This window comes from Methylobacterium sp. 4-46 (genome assembly GCF_000019365.1).
GTDB lineage: Bacteria > Pseudomonadota > Alphaproteobacteria > Rhizobiales > Beijerinckiaceae > Methylobacterium.
This window is the reverse complement of record NC_010511.1, coordinates 3,373,480-3,387,615: the sequence shown is the minus strand read 5'-3', so window position 1 is coordinate 3,387,615 and position 14,136 is coordinate 3,373,480. Positions and strand designations below refer to the sequence as shown.

Below are 14,136 nucleotides of genomic sequence, written 5' to 3'. Positions count from 1 at the left end.
TCGGTGCCCGCGCGGTCGGGGGCCGGCGATTTTTCGCCCCATTGCGAGGCGATGTCCGGGCGCCCCTCCCGCCTCCGCTGCGTTAGGGTCCTGTGGCCCGGGGCCGTCGCGGCTCCGGGCCGCCGCGGCGGGGGGCGGGGGCGCGGGGCGGGTCCGCCCCGTGCTCGCCCGTCAGCCGAGAAGGATCGCCATGACACCGTTGCGCCGTTGGATCGCCGCCCTGCTGGCCCTCGCCGTGCTGGCACCGGGCCTCGCGGCCGCCCAGCCGGGACCCGCGGCGAAGCCGGACGCCAAGGCGCCGGCCGCCGCGCAGGCTCCCGCGGCGCCGGCCGGCGCGGCGGCCGCGCCGGATGCCGCCCCCAAACCCGCCGACGCGCCGAAGCCGCCGCCGACGCCGATCTCCGAGCAGATCAAGCAGATCCGCGCCCAGCTCGATTCGGAGAAGGCGGATCTCGACCAGCGCGAGCAGGCCCTCACCCACCACGACCTCAACAAGGACGACCTCGCGCTCCTGCGCGAGGGCATCGACCCGGTCGCCGAGCGGCTGCGCCACGTCATCGAGACCCTGACCCCGCGCCTCGACGCCGCCAAGGAGCGGCTGAACCAGCTCGGCCCCAAGCCGAAGGAGGGCGCCGAGGCCGCCGACGTGGCCCAGGAGCGCGCCCAGCGCGAGGCCGGCGTGGCCGAGGTCGACGAGACGATGCGGCTCGCCCGCTCGCTCCTCGTGCAGAGCGACCAGATCATCGACCAGATCAGCAACCGCCGCCGCGCCGCCTTCACGCGCGCCCTGTTCGAGCGCACGGACGGGCTCCTGAGTCCGCACCTGTGGACCCGGGCCGCCTCCACCCTGCCGCGCGACCTCAAGACCGCGCAGGCGGCGCTCGACGACACCATCGCGCAGCTGCGCCGCAACGCCACGCCTTTGCGCCTCGTCGTGGTGGCGCTCGCCATCGGGATCTCGGTGGCGCTGTATGTCGGGCGGCGCCACATCGCCCCGCGCCTGGGGCGGCGCGACGCGCGCGCCGACGCGGCCAAGGCGCCCTCCCGCCGCGCCAAGGTCCTGGCTGCCTGGCGCGTCGTGCTGGCCGGGGCGGTCCCGGCCGTCGTCGGCAGCTTCGTGGTGGGCATCGCGATCGAGGCGACGGAACTCGTGCCGGAGCGCCTGACCGACGTGGTGCACGGCATCCTGGCCGCGCTCGCCTTCGTGGCCCTGGTCGAGGCGGTGACGGACGGGCTGCTCTCGCCGGACAAGCCCGACTGGCGCCTCGTCGCCATGGAGGACGCGACCGCCGAACGCCTGGTCCGCCTCGTCGTCGGCATCGCCTTCGTGATCACGATCGGGCGCACCATCGAGGAGTTCAACGAGACGATCGCGGTCGGCCTGCCGATCAGCATCGTCACCCGGGGCGTCTTCGCGGCCGTCGTCGCGGTGGTGCTGGCCGAGGGCCTGCGCCGCTTCGCGGCCCGGGCGGAGACCGAGGAGGCCTGCCTCGGCCCCTACATCGCGGCCGAATCGAGCTCCGGGATCGGCGGCCCCCTGCGCATCCTCGGCTGGATCATCGCCGCGTCGGTGGGGGCCTGCGCGCTGACCGGCTACATCGCGCTCTCGTCCTTCCTGATCGACCAGCTGATGTGGACCGCGATCGCGGTCGCCCTGCTCTACCTCGCCATCACCAGCGCGGACGCCTTCATCGGCAGCACGCTGCAGAACGACTCCCACATCGCCACCGTGCTCCAGGCCAATACCGGCCTGCGCAAGAAGTCCCTCAACCAGATCGCGGTGCTGATGGGCGGCCTCGTCCGGGTCGCGCTGATCACGGCGGCGGCCGTGCTGCTGCTGGCGACCTGGGGCGTGGATTCGACCGACATCTACGCCTCGTTCCGGGCCGCCTTCTTCGGCTTCAAGGTCGGCGACGTGACGATCTCGCTCTCGACGATCGTGTTCGCGCTCGGCCTGTTCATGCTCGGGCTGGCCATCTCCCGGGTGGTCAAGAGCTGGCTGGAGAACACCTACCTGCCCGCCACCGACCTGGACCCGGGCCTGCGCAACTCGATCGCCACGGTCACCGGCTACGTCGGCTTCCTGGTCTCCCTCGCCATCGCCTTCTCATATCTCGGGCTCAGCCTGGAGAAGATCACGATCGTGGCCGGCGCCCTGTCGGTCGGTATCGGTTTCGGCCTGCAATCGATCGTCAACAACTTCGTCTCGGGCCTGCTCCTGCTCTGGGAGCGGCCGATCCGGGTCGGGGACCTGGTGGTGATCGGCGACAACGAGGGCTACGTCCGGCGCATCAGCGTGCGCTCGACGGAGATCCAGACCTTCGACCGCTCCTCCGTGATCGTGCCGAACTCGAACCTGATCTCCGGCGTGGTGAAGAACCGGGTGCGGGGCGACCGGACCGGCCGGGTGACCGTCACGGTGAGCGTGCTGCGCAACCAGGACCCGGTGCGGGCGGCCGAGCTGATCGCGGGCTGCGCCAAGGCCCATGCGGACGTGCTGAAGGAGCCTCCGCCCCGCGTGGTCTTCCGCAAGATCGGCGATCCCTACCTCGAATTCGAGCTGATCGCGATGATCAACGACGTCGGCCTGCAGCTGAAGGTGCAGAGCGACCTCAATTTCGCGGTGTTCAAGACCTTGTCGGACGAGGGATTGATCCCCAATCTCGGGCCCGGATCGAGCATCGTCACCGTGCAGGGGCTGGAGCCGGTCCGGGACGCCCTCGGGCAGATCGCGCAGGGCCTGGTGCCGGCGATCATCCCGGCGGACGAACCGGCGCCGCGCGCCCCGGCCGCGGGCGAGCGCCGCCGGAGCCCCGAGACCGTGCCGTGAGACCTGCCCTGCCGCCCCTCCGTTTCGCCGCCCTGGCCGGGCTCGCGCTGGCGCTCGCCTCCTGCGCGGGGAACGAGGTCGCTCGCCAGACGCCGCCCGGACCGAGCCTGTACTGGCCGATGACGAGCGCGAGCGCGCAGCTCGACCTCGACACGGCCCGCGACATGATCGGTGCCTACCGGCGCAACAAGGGTCTGCCGGCCCTGGCGCTGGATCCGGGGCTGCAGCGCCTCGCCGAGACCGAGAGCGCCGCGATGGCGGCGGCGGACCGCCCGAGCCAGACCGACATCGTCCGCACGGTGGCGGCCCGGATGGGCTTCGCGGCCCCGCAGGCGAATCTCTCGGCGGGCTACCACACGCTGGCCGAGGCCTTCTCCGGCTGGCGCGACAGCCCGGCGCACAACGCGGTGCTGCTCTCGCCCGAGGCGACCCGCATGGGCATCGCCACCGCCTACGCGCCCGGCTCGAAGTACAAGGTCTACTGGACGCTGCTCGTGGCGAAGTAGAAGGGGGCCGAGCGGAGCGTGTCGCGCCGGTCACCGGTGCTCGGGGCGCAGAGGACCTCGGCACGCCAAGGGCGGCATCCTCGAAGTTCACCTGATCGGATCGGACAGACCTGCGTCGTGCTTCGAGGCTGGCTTCACGGCCGATCGTCGATCGTCGGCGCCTCAGCGCGACGAAGGGAATGGGTGCCTTGACCGTCCGGCCTTCGTCCGTTCTTCGAGGTTGATCCAGAATTGCCGGGTCCGCGACCTCGTCGGACGTCTTGAGGCACCCGATCCTGTTGGGAAGCCCGGGAACGCCGCCCTCTCGGCGCACGCGCCCGGCGGCTCACGGAAAGCCCTGGCCCGGCGGCAGGGGCGGGGTGTCGCGCAGGAGCGTGATCGTCACCCGGCGGTTGGCCGCGATGTAGGGGTTGTCCGGGAAGAGCGGCTCGGTGTCGGCCTTGCCCGACACCACCGTGAAGCGCTCGTCCGGCACGCCGTTGCTCGCCAGGATCTCGCGCACGCTGATCGCCCGGCCCGCCGAGAGCTCCCAGGGCGGGGCCGGGGCGCGCAGCCCCGGGCGGGTCGCCGCGGTGTAGCCCGAGATCGCGATCTTGTTCGACATCCGCCGGATCGCCGGGGCGAGCCGCTCCAGCACCTGGCGGGTGCGGTCGTTCGGCCGGGTCGAGCCGTCCGGGAACATCGAGCGGCCGTCCTGGTCCACCAGCGAGACGTCGAGGCCCCGCGCCGTCTCGTGGATCAGCACGTTCTTCGAGAGTTCGGCGATGTCGGGCAGGTCCTGCAGGGCCTGGCGCAGGCTCGCCATCGCGAGCCCGAACCCGTCCCGGAAGCCGTTCTGCGGCACGCCGTTGTCGAAGACCTCGTCGGGCAGCGGCGGCGTCGTGCGGTCGGAGGCCTTGTCGGGCGTCACCGGGCGCAGGTCGCGCAGGCGCGTGGCGCTCGGCAGCCCGTCCTTCTCGATGATGCCGTTGAAGCGGCTCTCCTTGTTGACGCCGAACGCGTCCCGGAACGAGCCCGCGACCGCCTGGAGCTTGCGCTGGTCCTGCGTCGAGTAGGCGCAGACCATCACGAAGAAGCTCATCAGGAGCGCCATCAGGTCGGCGAAGGTCACGAACCAGCCGTGGCCCCCGTGGGCGCCGCCCCGCTTGCGTCTGGCCACCGATCCACCCTCCGGCTCGGGAGAGGCTCACGCCGCTTCGGCGGCGAGCTCCTCGCGGTGGTTGTGGGGCAGGTAGGCGATCAGCATCTCGCGCACCAGGGAGGCGCTCTTGGCGTCGCGGATCAGCAGGACCCCGTCGATGATCAGCGAGCGCGACACGTCCTCCTCTTCCAGCTTGACGTGCAGCTTGTCGGCGATCGGCAGCGTGATCATGTTGGCGATGAGCGCGCCGTAGAGCGTGGCGAGCAGCGCCGTCGCCATGGCCGGGCCGAGCTTGGAGGGATCCGACATGTTGGCGAACATCGACACCATGCCCAGGATGGTGCCGATCATGCCCCAGGCCGGGGCGCAATCGCCGAAGGCGCGGTAGACCTTGGAGCCTTCCTCCAGGTGCATGAGGAAGTTGTCGCGGTCGCGCTCCATCGTGTCGCGGATGAAGTCGCGGTCGTAGCCGTCCGCGATGTAGCGCACGCCCTGGGCCAGGAACGGGTCGGAGATCTCCATGTTCTCCAGCGCCATCGGGCCCGACTTGCGCACCACCTCGGCGATCCGGGTGATCTCCTCGATCAGGTCGCGCGGCCGGACGGCCCGCATGCTGAAGGCGTAGCGCAGGCCCATCGGCACGCCGTGCACGATGACCGAGAAGGGGAAGCGCAGCATCGTGGCGGCGGTGGCGCCGCCGAAGATCACGATCAGGGCGTGCTTGTCGACGTAGGACGCGAAGTGGCCGCCGTCGACGAGGATCAGCACGATGACCACGGCGAAGCCGCCGATCAGGCCGAGGCCGGTTGCGAGATCCATGGCGCCGACGGGTCCCCGAGGCCCCGCGGGACGCCGGGGCTGCCTTTAAGGTTAAGGCGGGCCGGCTCAACGAAGCGTAAAGGCGCGGCGCGGCGGCCCGACCGTCATGCGGCGTTCAGGCGCGATGCGCCATACCAGGATCGGCCGACGGAGCGGCGGCGCGCCGGGTTCCCGAGAGGATCCGCGCCAGGGGGTTTCGGAGTCTCGACCACATGCGTCTGATGCGTCTCTACGCGCGGGTGATGCGCCTGCTCGGACCCGACCTGCGCCTCGGCGTCCTGCTCACCGTGGCCAACGTCGCGCTCGCCGCGGCGGCCTTCGCCGAGCCGGTGCTGTTCGGCCGCATCATCGACCGGGTCACCCGGTTGCCGGCGGGGGCCGAGGGCGCGCCGGGCTTCGGCGAGCTGACGCTGCTCGTCGGCGCCTGGGTGGGCTTCGGCTTCTTCACCATCGCGGCCGGGGTGCTGATCGCGCTCCACGCCGACCGCCTCGCGCATCGCCGCCGTCTCGGCGCGATGGCCGGCTACTTCGAGCACGTCCTCGACCTGCCGCTCGCCTTCCACTCCGCGAACCATTCGGGCCGGGTGCTCAAGGCCATGCTCGAGGGGACGAACGGCATGGCCTGGCTCTGGCTCGGCTTCTTCCGCGACCATTGCGCCGCGCTCCTCTCGCTGACCGTGCTGCTGCCGATGACGCTGTTCCTGAACTGGCAGCTCGGCGCGATCCTGCTCGTCCTCGTCGCGGCCTTCACGGCCCTCACCGCCTTCGTGCTGCGCCGGACCGAGACCCTGCAGGGGAGGGTGGAGCAGTACCATTCCGGCCTCGCCGAGCACGCCTCCGACGCCCTCGGCAACGTCGCGGTGATCCAGTCCTTCACCCGCGCCAAGGCCGAGAAGGACGCGATGCGCGGGATCATCCGCAACCTCCTCGACGCGCAGACCCCGGTCCTGTCCTGGTGGGCGCTCGCCTCGGTGGCGACCCGCGCCTCGGCCACCCTGACCATGACGGCGATCTTCGTCACCGGCCTCGCCCTGCACTTCCGCGGCCAGGCCAGCGTCGGGGACGTCGTCTCCTTCATGAGCCTCGCCACGCTCCTGGTCGGGCGCCTCGACCAGGTCGTCTCCTTCGTCAACGGGCTGTTCATGCAGGCGCCCAAGATGCAGGAATTCTTCGACATCCTCGACACGGTGCCGGCCGTCCACGACCGCCCGGGCGCCCGCGCCGCCGGGCGCATCGCCGGCGCGGTCGCGTTCGAGGACGTCACCTTCTCGTATGACGGCCGCCGCCGCGCCCTCGACGGGATCAGCTTCGCGGTCGCGCCCGGCGAAACCGTCGCCCTCGTGGGCACGACCGGCTCCGGCAAGTCGACGACCCTGAGCCTGCTCCACCGCGCCTTCGATCCCGCGACGGGCACGATCCGCATCGACGGCGAGGACATCCGCGACCTCTCGGTGGCCTCCCTGCGCCACAATATCGGCGTCGTGTTCCAGGAGCCGATGCTGTTCGCCCGCTCGATCCGCGAGAACCTGCAGGTCGGCCGCCCGGACGCCACCGACGCCGAGATGCTGGAGGCGCTGGAGCGGGCGCAGGCGAGCGATTTCCTGGCCCGCCAGCCGGACGGCCTCGACACGGTGATCGGCGAGCGCGGCCGCTCGCTCTCCGGCGGCGAGCGCCAGCGGCTGTCGATCGCCCGCGCCCTGCTCAAGGACCCGCCGGTCCTGATCCTGGACGAGGCGACGAGCGCCCTCGACGCCGCCACCGAGCGCAAGCTGCAGGGCGCGCTGGACGCCGTCATGCGGGGCCGCACCACCTTCGTGATCGCCCACCGCCTCGCCACGATCCGCAACGTCGACCGCATCCTGGTCTTCGAGGCCGGGCGCATCGTCGAGGCGGGCAGCTTCGACGAGCTGGTGGCCCTGGGCGGGCGCTTCGCGGAGCTCGCCCGCGCCCAGTTCATGGCGGCCGAGGCGCCCTCCGACGCCCTCGCCCTGGCGGCCTGAGCGACCGGCGCGCGCTCGTCCGCGCGGAGCGGTGCCGGAGGTCCGGCGCCGGACCGGTGCCGGACACCGCGTGCCTCGCGGCGCGGCTTCGACCGCCCTGCCGCCCTCGACGGGGGCGCGAGAGACTGGCTGGACCTCGTGCGTAGGTTGAGCGCGGCGCCTCCTCCGCGGAGGCGTGCGCGCCGTCGGCGTCGCGTCGGAGCGGTCTCGTCCAGGATCGTCGCGGCCCCTCGCGCGACATTGCCCGGCAACCAGGCCCGCACGCGAGATCACGGCCGTCCCGGTCCTTCGCGTCCCGGCAGGTTAATCTGAAATCCTCATTCGTTTAAGACGAATTTAAGCGCACGCCTCTCCCGAAATCGACGGGGGGACTTCACGTCCTGCCGGAAGTACACTCTCCATGGTTCCGCCGAAATGCTGGACGAACGTGTCGCCCGCGGCCCCGATCGTCGGCCGCGCCTCCGGGTTGGAGGCGCGGTCGGGGTGGGCGCCCGCTGGGTCACGGATGAAGAGTTCCCCAATGTCGGATGCGTCGCTTCTCCTGAAACTCGCCGCCTCGATGACGCTCGTCGCCGCCGCCGGCCAGGGCATCCGCATCGCCCTCGACGCCTGGATCCGCCTCGCGCCCGCGGGAGCCGCGGAGGAGGTCGCCGAGCAGTAGCGCGGGGCGCGAGATCTTCGATTACACTCCCTTCCGGTTGTGCTGCCTCGCCCCGCGCGGCCGAGACCGGAGGGCTCCATGATCCGCCGCTTCACCGCCGTCGCGTCCGCCCGGAACGAGCGCGCGGCCGACGAGCTCCTCCCCGCGCTGGCGCGTCTCGCGGCGCATCGCGGCTGCGACCGGTCGCTGCTGGTCAGCGCCGTGCTCGGGCGGCTGCTCGCCCCCGCGGGCCCGTTCGGGGCGCCGCCGGGCCTCGCGGTGTTGCGCGACCGCCTCGCGGCCCTGCGCGCGGACGCCAAGTTGGTCGAGTACCTTCGGACGAACATCGCGTTCGAGACCGACGCCGCCCATCGCCGGTCCGTCGATGGCGATTGAGGGCGGCCGGCCGCCGGGGCGATGCGACCGCTGATCCGGGATCCGGTTGATCCAAGCGGATCCCGGATCACGCGCCCGCGCGGCGCCTGAGCGAGGCCCAGATCCGACATCCCGAAGGGATCGAGCGGATCACGAGCCCGCGCGGCGCCTGAGCGAGGCCCAGATCCGACATCGCGAAGGGATCGATCGGATCACGCGCCCGCGCGGCGCCTGAGCGAAGCCCACATCCGACATCCCGAAGGGATCGATCGGATGTGGGATGACCACCGGGCGGGGCCTAATGCAGCGTCCCGTCCGGCCCGGCACCGGGATCGAGCGCCTCGGCGAAGGGGAACTCGAACAGGACGAGCCCAGTCTCGTCGGTGACTTCGAGGCTCGCCGAGAGCAGGCGGGAGGAGGCGGCGCTCTCGCGCAGCACCTCCCGGATCAGCGCGCGGGCGACCTCCCAGGCCTCGTCCGCGTCGCGCAGGACCCGGCCGTCCCGGTCGGGGAGAAGGTCCTCGCCGACGCGGGTCGCGAAGAAGTAGCGGGGCATCGGGTGGCCTCGTCAGGGTTTGGGGCAGGCGGGATCCGCGGGACGCGGCGCCCGCGGGAAGTCGAGGACGGCCCGCGCGTAGGTCTCCACCACCTCCGAGAAGGGCTGGCGGGCGGCCGTGAACAGCACGGCCCGGTGGCTGAACAGGGCCTCCGGGATCGGGAGCGGCCCGCAGGCGCCGCCCGCCGGCGCGGCCTGATCCCAGCCCTCGGGAAGGGGCTGCCACAGGAGGCGGCTCTCCACCGTCTGGCGGGTCGGCTTCAGCTCCTGCACGGCGCGGCCGAACGGCGTGTCGGTGGTCTCAAGCACCCGGTTCATCTCCGGCGTGAGGCGCGCCGGAACGTACCAATTGTCCGCTTCCGACAGGACGTGCTCGCCGCAGGCGAGGCGCACCCGGCGGTAGTGCACCGGCTCGTCGGGGCCGACCTGCAGGCGCTGGCGGGTCTCGGGGCTGGCGGGGCGGTCGATCTCGCGCACGAGGCGGGCGACGAGGCGGGGCTCCGGGGCGAGGCGATGGGCCCCGCACCACGCTTCGAGGGTCGCGGTGGCGCTGCGCGCCGCGAGGAGCTGGGCGTTCAGCGTCTGAACCACCGCCGTCGCCTCGACGCGGCTCAGGTAGGTGTCGGGCCAGGGGCTGGGCGCGGCCGGGGAGGCGGCCTGCGCGGGCAGGGCGGCGAGGGCGATGACGGGGAGCAGCGGGCGGATCGGAACCATCGGGGCGTCCTCGGGAACGGTGGCGGGTCGTCCCGCACCGCCTGCCTCACCGCCCGCGCCGAGGGAAGTGGCAATGAGGCCCCTGGCGCTCGCCGCCCGGTCGCGTATGAGGGAGCCGCGCTGACGCAGGGAGACGACGATGTCGGGCGGTCACGGGTCGGTCGAGGGGTCGAACAAGAAGGTGGCGCTGCTGATCTCGGTTCTGGCGCTGTTCCTGGCGCTGGGCGAGACCTTCGCCAAGAGCGCGCAGACGGACGCGCTCGGGGCGAACGTCCAGGCGAGCAATCTGTGGTCGTTCTTCCAGGCCAAGACGATTCGCGCCACGATGGTGCGGACGGCCTCGGAGCAGGCGGCGCTCGAGGCCGGCGCGGCGCCGGACGCGGTCAGGAAGCAGGTCGAGGATTGGCAGAAGACGATCGCGCGCTGGGAATCCGAGCCCTCCACCGGGGAGGGGCGCAAGGAACTCGCCGCGCGCGCCAAGGAGGCCGAGGAGAGGCGCGACCTCGCGCTCGCGCGCTACCACCATTACGAGGTCGCCTCGGCGGCCTTCCAGATCGGCATCGTGCTCGCCTCCGCCCAGGTCATCACCGGGATCGTGGCGCTCGCGGTGGCGGGCGGCCTGCTCGGCGTGGCCGGGATCGGCATGCTCGGGGTCGGCCTGCTCGCGCCCCACGCCATCCACCTGTTCTAGAGCGGCAACCCGATCACGTTGCAATCGGGTGCCGCTCTCGATCTTTGATCTTGCCGCATTGTCCGCGACGAACCGGCATCCACTTCGTCGGAAAATGCTCTAGCGCAGCGCCTCACCCGAAGACCTCGCCCGTGATGGTCCGGTACCACGCCGCCGCCTCGGCGGCCTCCTCGGCCCGGACCGCCGCGGGCGCGTCGAGCGGGCTGGTCCCGCCCGCGCCCTCGACATCGGCCAGCACGCCGTTCGCCGGGTGGTACACCCCCGCGACGGAGATGCCGTAGCCGGGGGCGACGAGGCTGTAGCAGGTGTTGATCAGCTTCGGGGCGGCGGGCGCGCGCCCGGCCAGGAGGTCGGCGACGGCCTGCGCGCAGACCTTCGCCTGGGCATTGGCCGAGAAGGCGGATTTCGGCATCGCCCCGGCGATCGCGGCGTCGCCGATGACGTGGATGCCGGGCACGAGGCGGGACTCGAAGGTGACCGGGTCGATCGGGCACCAGCCCGACCGGTCGGCCACGCCCGCCGCCGCGGCGATCGGCGCCGCCCGCTGCGGGGGGATGATGCAGGCGACGTCCGCCCGGTAGTCCTGGAAGTCGGTCCTGACGGTCATCCCGGCCGGATCCACCGCCGTGACCTGCCCGCCCTCCGCGAGCGGCACGTATTCCAGGTGGTCGGGATAGAGCGCCGTCCAGGCCGCCTGGAACAGCTTCTGCTTCGAGAACGTGTCCTTGGCGTCGAGCACGATCAGCTTGGAGCGGGGCTTGCGGGCCTTGAGCAGCCAGGCGATCAGGCTGGCGCGCTCGTAGGGGCCGGGCGGGCAGCGATACGGGTTGCCCGGCACCGCCATCACCACCGTGCCGCCATCCGGCATCGCGGCGAGCTGCCGGGCGAGGAGGTCGGTCTGCGCCCCGGCCTTCCAGGCATGGGGCATCGCCTCGGCGGCGGCCTCGTCGTAGCCAGGGATCGCGTCGAAGCGCAGGGCGATCCCGGGCGAGAGGATCAGCCGGTCGTAGGCGAGGCTGCCGCCCCCCGCCAGGGCGACGCTCCGCCTCGCCCCGTCGATGCCGGTCGCACGGTCCTGCACCACCGCGATGCCGGCGGCCCTGAGGCCCTCGTAGCCGAAACGCTGCGCCGCCATCGGCTGCAGGCCGACGATGACCTCGTTGCTGAAGGGGCAGGCCGTGTAGCCGGGCTCGGCCTCAACCAGGGTGACCGCGGCGCCCGCGTCGCGCAGGGCCCGGGCCGCCGAGGCGCCGCCGAAGCCGCCCCCGACGATGACGACGCGGCCCCCCGCGCCCTCGGCCAGGGCCGGCCGGCCGAGCGCGAGGCCGGCGAGCCCGCCGAGCACGATCCGTCGCGTGGTCCGCGTCACGGCGCCCCCTGCTGCGAGAGATAGACGGCGATGGCCCGGCTCTCCTCGGGCGTGAAGCCCTTGGCGATCCGGGTCATCACGCTGGCCGGGCGCGCGCCCGCCCGGTAGGCCGCGAGGGCCTCCTCGATCTCCGCCGCCGGACGGCCGGCGATCGGCCCGAAGGCGCCCTCGCCGTGGGCCGCGTGGCAGCCCGAGCAGGAGGAGGCGCCCGGCGGCGCCCGCAGCGGCGCCGCCCGGGCCGCGGGCGGGACGGCGAGCGCCGCCCCGCCGAGGAGGAGCGCGCCGAGACCCTTCACGCGCGCCGCAGGTCCGTGTTGCGCAGCGGGAGCTGGCGCACCCGCTTGCCCGTGGCCGCGAAGACGGCGTTGAGGACCGCCGGCGCCGCGACCGCGATGGTCGGCTCGCCGACGCCGCCGATGAAGCCGCCCGAGGGCATCAGGATCGCCTCGACCGCCGGCATCTCGTCCATCCGCATCACCGGGTAGGTGTCGAAGTTGGTCTGCTCGATGCGCCCGTCCTTGACCGTGCACTCGCCGTGGAGGGCCGCCGAGAGCCCGTACACGAAGGAGCCCTCGACCTGGGCGGCGATCTGCTGCGGGTTGACCGCCACGCCCGGATCCGTCGCCGCGACGATCCGGTGGATCCGGACGCCGCCGTCGTCGCGCAGCGACACCTCGGCGGCGCCCGCCACGTAGCTGCCGAAGCCCATGATCTGGGCGAGGCCGCGATGCACGCCCGCGGGCGGCGGGCGATCCCAGCCGATCCGCTCCGCGACCGCGTTCAGCACCGCGAGGTGCTTGGGATGGTTCGCCATCAGCTTGCGGCGGAAGGCGAGGGGATCCTGCCCGGCCGCGTGCGCCACCTCGTCCATGAAGCACTCGAGGTAGATGGCGTTCGGGTTGGTGTTCACGCCCCGCCAGAAGCCCGGCAGGATGTGCGGGTTGCGCATCGCGTGGTCGATCAGGAGGTTGGGGATCGTGTAGCCGATCGCTGCCTCGGCCCCGCCGGGATTGAGGCCCTGGAAGGTCACCGGATCCTTGCCGTCCGGCCCGAGCCGGCCCGGCACGATCGCCGCCAGGATCGACTGGCCGGAGATGCGCATGTGCAGGCCCGTGAGCTGTCCGTCCCGGTCGAGGGCGGCGCGCATCCGGCACTGCGTGACCGGGTGGTAGCGGCCGTGCGTCATGTCCTCCTCGCGGGTCCAGATCAGCTTGATCGGCGTCCCGGGCATCTCCCGGGCGATCAGCACCGCCTGCCGCACCCAGTCCTGCGTCGCGCCGCGCCGCCCGAAGCCGCCGCCGAGGTGGATCTTGTAGACCTCGCATTGCCGCGGGGAGAGGCCGGCCGCCTCGGCCGCCGCGGCCAGCGCCGCCTCGCCGTTCTGGGTCGGCGTCCAGACCTCGCACCGCTCCGGCGTCCAGCGGGCGGTGGCGTTCATCGGCTCCATGGTGGCGTGGTTCTGGAACGGGACCGCGTAGGTCGCCTCGACCACCCTGGCGGCGTCCCGCAGGGCCGCCTTGGCGTCGCCGGTCTTGTTGCCGACGAAGGCCTCCTCGGCGTCGAGGCCCTCCCGCAGCATGGCGGCGATGGTCGCGCTCGACGCGGCGGCGTTCGGGCCCTCGTCCCAGACGATCGGCAGCGCCTCGACGGCGGTCCTGGCCCGCCAGAAGGTGTCGGCCACCACCGCGACGGCGGTCTCCCCGACCGGCACCACCTTCCTGACGCCGGGCATCCGCTCCACCGCGGCGGCGTCGAAGCTCCTGACCCGGCCGCCCACCACCGGGCAGTCGCGGATCGCGGCGTTGAGCATGCCGTCGAGCCGCAGGTCCATGCCGTAGACCTGGCTGCCGTCGAGCTTGGCGGCGGTGTCGAGCCGCTTCAGCGGCTTGCCGGCGATGGTCCAGTCCTTCGGATCCTTGAGGGGAACGTCCTTGGGCGGCGGCATGGCGGCGGCGCGGGAGGCGACCGCTCCGAAGGTCGTGGTGCGGCCCGAGCCCGGATGCGCGATCACGCCCTTCTCGACCCGGCACTCTCCGGCCGGCACGCCCCATCCGGCCGCCGCCGCGGAGACCAGCATCAGGCGGGCGGCGGCGCCGCCCTGGCGGACCGCGACGTAGGATTCGCGGATGCCGCGGCTGCCGCCGGTCGAGAAATCGCCCCAGACGCGGCGGCGGGCGAGGTTCTGGCCCGGCGTCGGGTACTCGGTCGTGACCCGGTCCCAGTCGCAGCCGAGCTCCTCGGCCACGAGCTGGGCGAGGCCCGTCAGGGTGCCCTGGCCCATCTCGGAGCGGGCGATGCGGATCACCACGGTCTCGTCGGGCCTCACCACCACCCAGGCATTGATCTCGGGCGCGGAGGCCGCGGCGGCGCCCGGCGCGGCCTCCTCGGCGCCCGCGCCGGGAACGTGGAAGCCGAGGCTGAAGCCGCCGGCGACGGCGGCGGCGGCGGCCAGGACGCCGCGGCGGGACGGGGCTCGGTTCAGGTCCTGCGTCATC

The 14,136-nt window shown here is 72.8% G+C and carries 13 protein-coding genes; 6 read left to right on the top strand and 7 right to left on the bottom strand.

From position 1 onward, the window contains the following. The first annotated feature begins 190 nt into the window (after nucleotides 1-190). Both M446_RS14645 and M446_RS14640 read left to right on the top strand, forming a co-directional pair. The gene (locus tag M446_RS14645; protein WP_012332870.1) at nucleotides 191-2,830 is read left to right on the top strand and encodes a DUF3772 domain-containing protein; all 2,640 of its coding nucleotides are present in this window, start codon (nucleotides 191-193) and stop codon (nucleotides 2,828-2,830) included. Further along, on the top strand, nucleotides 2,827-3,336 hold the full coding sequence (locus M446_RS14640; protein ID WP_012332869.1) for a CAP domain-containing protein: 510 nt from the start codon (nucleotides 2,827-2,829) through the stop codon (nucleotides 3,334-3,336). Before M446_RS14645 ends, M446_RS14640 begins: the two co-directional genes overlap by 4 nt. A gap of 325 nt (nucleotides 3,337-3,661) precedes the next feature. Here the strand turns inward: M446_RS14640 and M446_RS14635 are convergent, their stop codons facing one another. Next, nucleotides 3,662-4,495 carry a flagellar motor protein MotB gene (locus tag M446_RS14635; protein ID WP_012332868.1) on the bottom strand — a complete coding sequence of 278 codons (834 nt, stop codon included), beginning with the start codon at nucleotides 4,493-4,495 and terminating at the stop codon, nucleotides 3,662-3,664. Nucleotides 4,496-4,522: 27 nt separating this feature from the next. After that, complete coding sequence (locus tag M446_RS14630) at nucleotides 4,523-5,296, bottom strand: motility protein A (RefSeq protein WP_012332867.1); 774 nt, start codon at nucleotides 5,294-5,296, stop codon at nucleotides 4,523-4,525. A 212-nt stretch (nucleotides 5,297-5,508) separates the two neighbouring features. On the opposite strand from M446_RS14630, the gene M446_RS14625 reads away from it, so the two are divergent. The 3 genes from M446_RS14625 (at nucleotide 5,509) to M446_RS14620 (ending at nucleotide 8,332) form a co-directional block, all read left to right on the top strand. Beyond that, nucleotides 5,509-7,296, top strand: a complete 1,788-nt coding sequence (locus M446_RS14625) for a glucan ABC transporter ATP-binding protein/ permease (RefSeq protein WP_012332866.1) — start codon at nucleotides 5,509-5,511, stop codon at nucleotides 7,294-7,296. 520 nt (nucleotides 7,297-7,816) lie between these two features. Continuing rightward, nucleotides 7,817-7,957, top strand: a complete 141-nt coding sequence (locus M446_RS38150; RefSeq protein WP_168169156.1) for a hypothetical protein — start codon at nucleotides 7,817-7,819, stop codon at nucleotides 7,955-7,957. A 78-nt stretch (nucleotides 7,958-8,035) separates the two neighbouring features. Continuing rightward, entirely contained in the window at nucleotides 8,036-8,332 is a 297-nt protein-coding gene (locus M446_RS14620) for a hypothetical protein (RefSeq protein ID WP_012332864.1), read from the top strand. Nucleotides 8,333-8,609: 277 nt separating this feature from the next. Here the strand turns inward: M446_RS14620 and M446_RS14615 are convergent, their stop codons facing one another. Together M446_RS14615 and M446_RS14610 are read right to left on the bottom strand one after the other, a co-directional pair. Continuing rightward, the gene (locus M446_RS14615; RefSeq protein WP_012332863.1) at nucleotides 8,610-8,867 is read right to left on the bottom strand and encodes a DUF6894 family protein; all 258 of its coding nucleotides are present in this window, start codon (nucleotides 8,865-8,867) and stop codon (nucleotides 8,610-8,612) included. Nucleotides 8,868-8,879: 12 nt separating this feature from the next. Continuing rightward, complete coding sequence (locus M446_RS14610; protein ID WP_012332862.1) at nucleotides 8,880-9,581, bottom strand: hypothetical protein; 702 nt, start codon at nucleotides 9,579-9,581, stop codon at nucleotides 8,880-8,882. 139 nt (nucleotides 9,582-9,720) lie between these two features. On the opposite strand from M446_RS14610, the gene M446_RS14605 reads away from it, so the two are divergent. Beyond that, complete coding sequence (locus M446_RS14605) at nucleotides 9,721-10,272, top strand: DUF4337 domain-containing protein (protein WP_012332861.1); 552 nt, start codon at nucleotides 9,721-9,723, stop codon at nucleotides 10,270-10,272. A 112-nt stretch (nucleotides 10,273-10,384) separates the two neighbouring features. On the opposite strand, the gene M446_RS14600 is transcribed toward M446_RS14605, so the two are convergent. The 3 genes from M446_RS14600 to M446_RS14590 are packed head-to-tail and all read right to left on the bottom strand — an operon-like array spanning nucleotide 10,385 to nucleotide 14,135. Further along, nucleotides 10,385-11,641, bottom strand: coding sequence for an NAD(P)/FAD-dependent oxidoreductase (locus M446_RS14600; RefSeq protein WP_012332860.1), 1,257 nt, complete (start codon nucleotides 11,639-11,641; stop codon nucleotides 10,385-10,387). Then, the gene (locus M446_RS14595) at nucleotides 11,638-11,937 is read right to left on the bottom strand and encodes a c-type cytochrome (protein WP_012332859.1); all 300 of its coding nucleotides are present in this window, start codon (nucleotides 11,935-11,937) and stop codon (nucleotides 11,638-11,640) included. The genes M446_RS14600 and M446_RS14595 overlap by 4 nt, the downstream gene beginning before the upstream one ends. Further along, a complete protein-coding gene (locus M446_RS14590; RefSeq protein WP_012332858.1) occupies nucleotides 11,934-14,135 on the bottom strand; it encodes a xanthine dehydrogenase family protein molybdopterin-binding subunit in 2,202 nt (733 codons plus the stop codon). Before M446_RS14590 ends, M446_RS14595 begins: the two co-directional genes overlap by 4 nt. Nucleotide 14,136: the final 1 nt, after the last annotated feature.

Bases quoted from the DNA above. Each gene is read 5' to 3' on its own strand.
- M446_RS14630 (WP_012332867.1), bottom strand. From the start codon at position 5,296: ATGGATCTCGCAACCGGCCTCGGCCTGATCGGCGGCTTCGCCGTGGTC.
- M446_RS38150 (WP_168169156.1), top strand. From the start codon at position 7,817: ATGTCGGATGCGTCGCTTCTCCTGAAACTCGCCGCCTCGATGACGCTC.
- M446_RS14610 (WP_012332862.1), bottom strand. From the start codon at position 9,581: ATGGTTCCGATCCGCCCGCTGCTCCCCGTCATCGCCCTCGCCGCCCTG.
- M446_RS14615 (WP_012332863.1), bottom strand. From the start codon at position 8,867: ATGCCCCGCTACTTCTTCGCGACCCGCGTCGGCGAGGACCTTCTCCCC.
- M446_RS14645 (WP_012332870.1), top strand. From the start codon at position 191: ATGACACCGTTGCGCCGTTGGATCGCCGCCCTGCTGGCCCTCGCCGTG.
- M446_RS14620 (WP_012332864.1), top strand. From the start codon at position 8,036: ATGATCCGCCGCTTCACCGCCGTCGCGTCCGCCCGGAACGAGCGCGCG.
- M446_RS14625 (WP_012332866.1), top strand. From the start codon at position 5,509: ATGCGTCTGATGCGTCTCTACGCGCGGGTGATGCGCCTGCTCGGACCC.
- M446_RS14605 (WP_012332861.1), top strand. From the start codon at position 9,721: ATGTCGGGCGGTCACGGGTCGGTCGAGGGGTCGAACAAGAAGGTGGCG.
- M446_RS14590 (WP_012332858.1), bottom strand. From the start codon at position 14,135: ATGACGCAGGACCTGAACCGAGCCCCGTCCCGCCGCGGCGTCCTGGCC.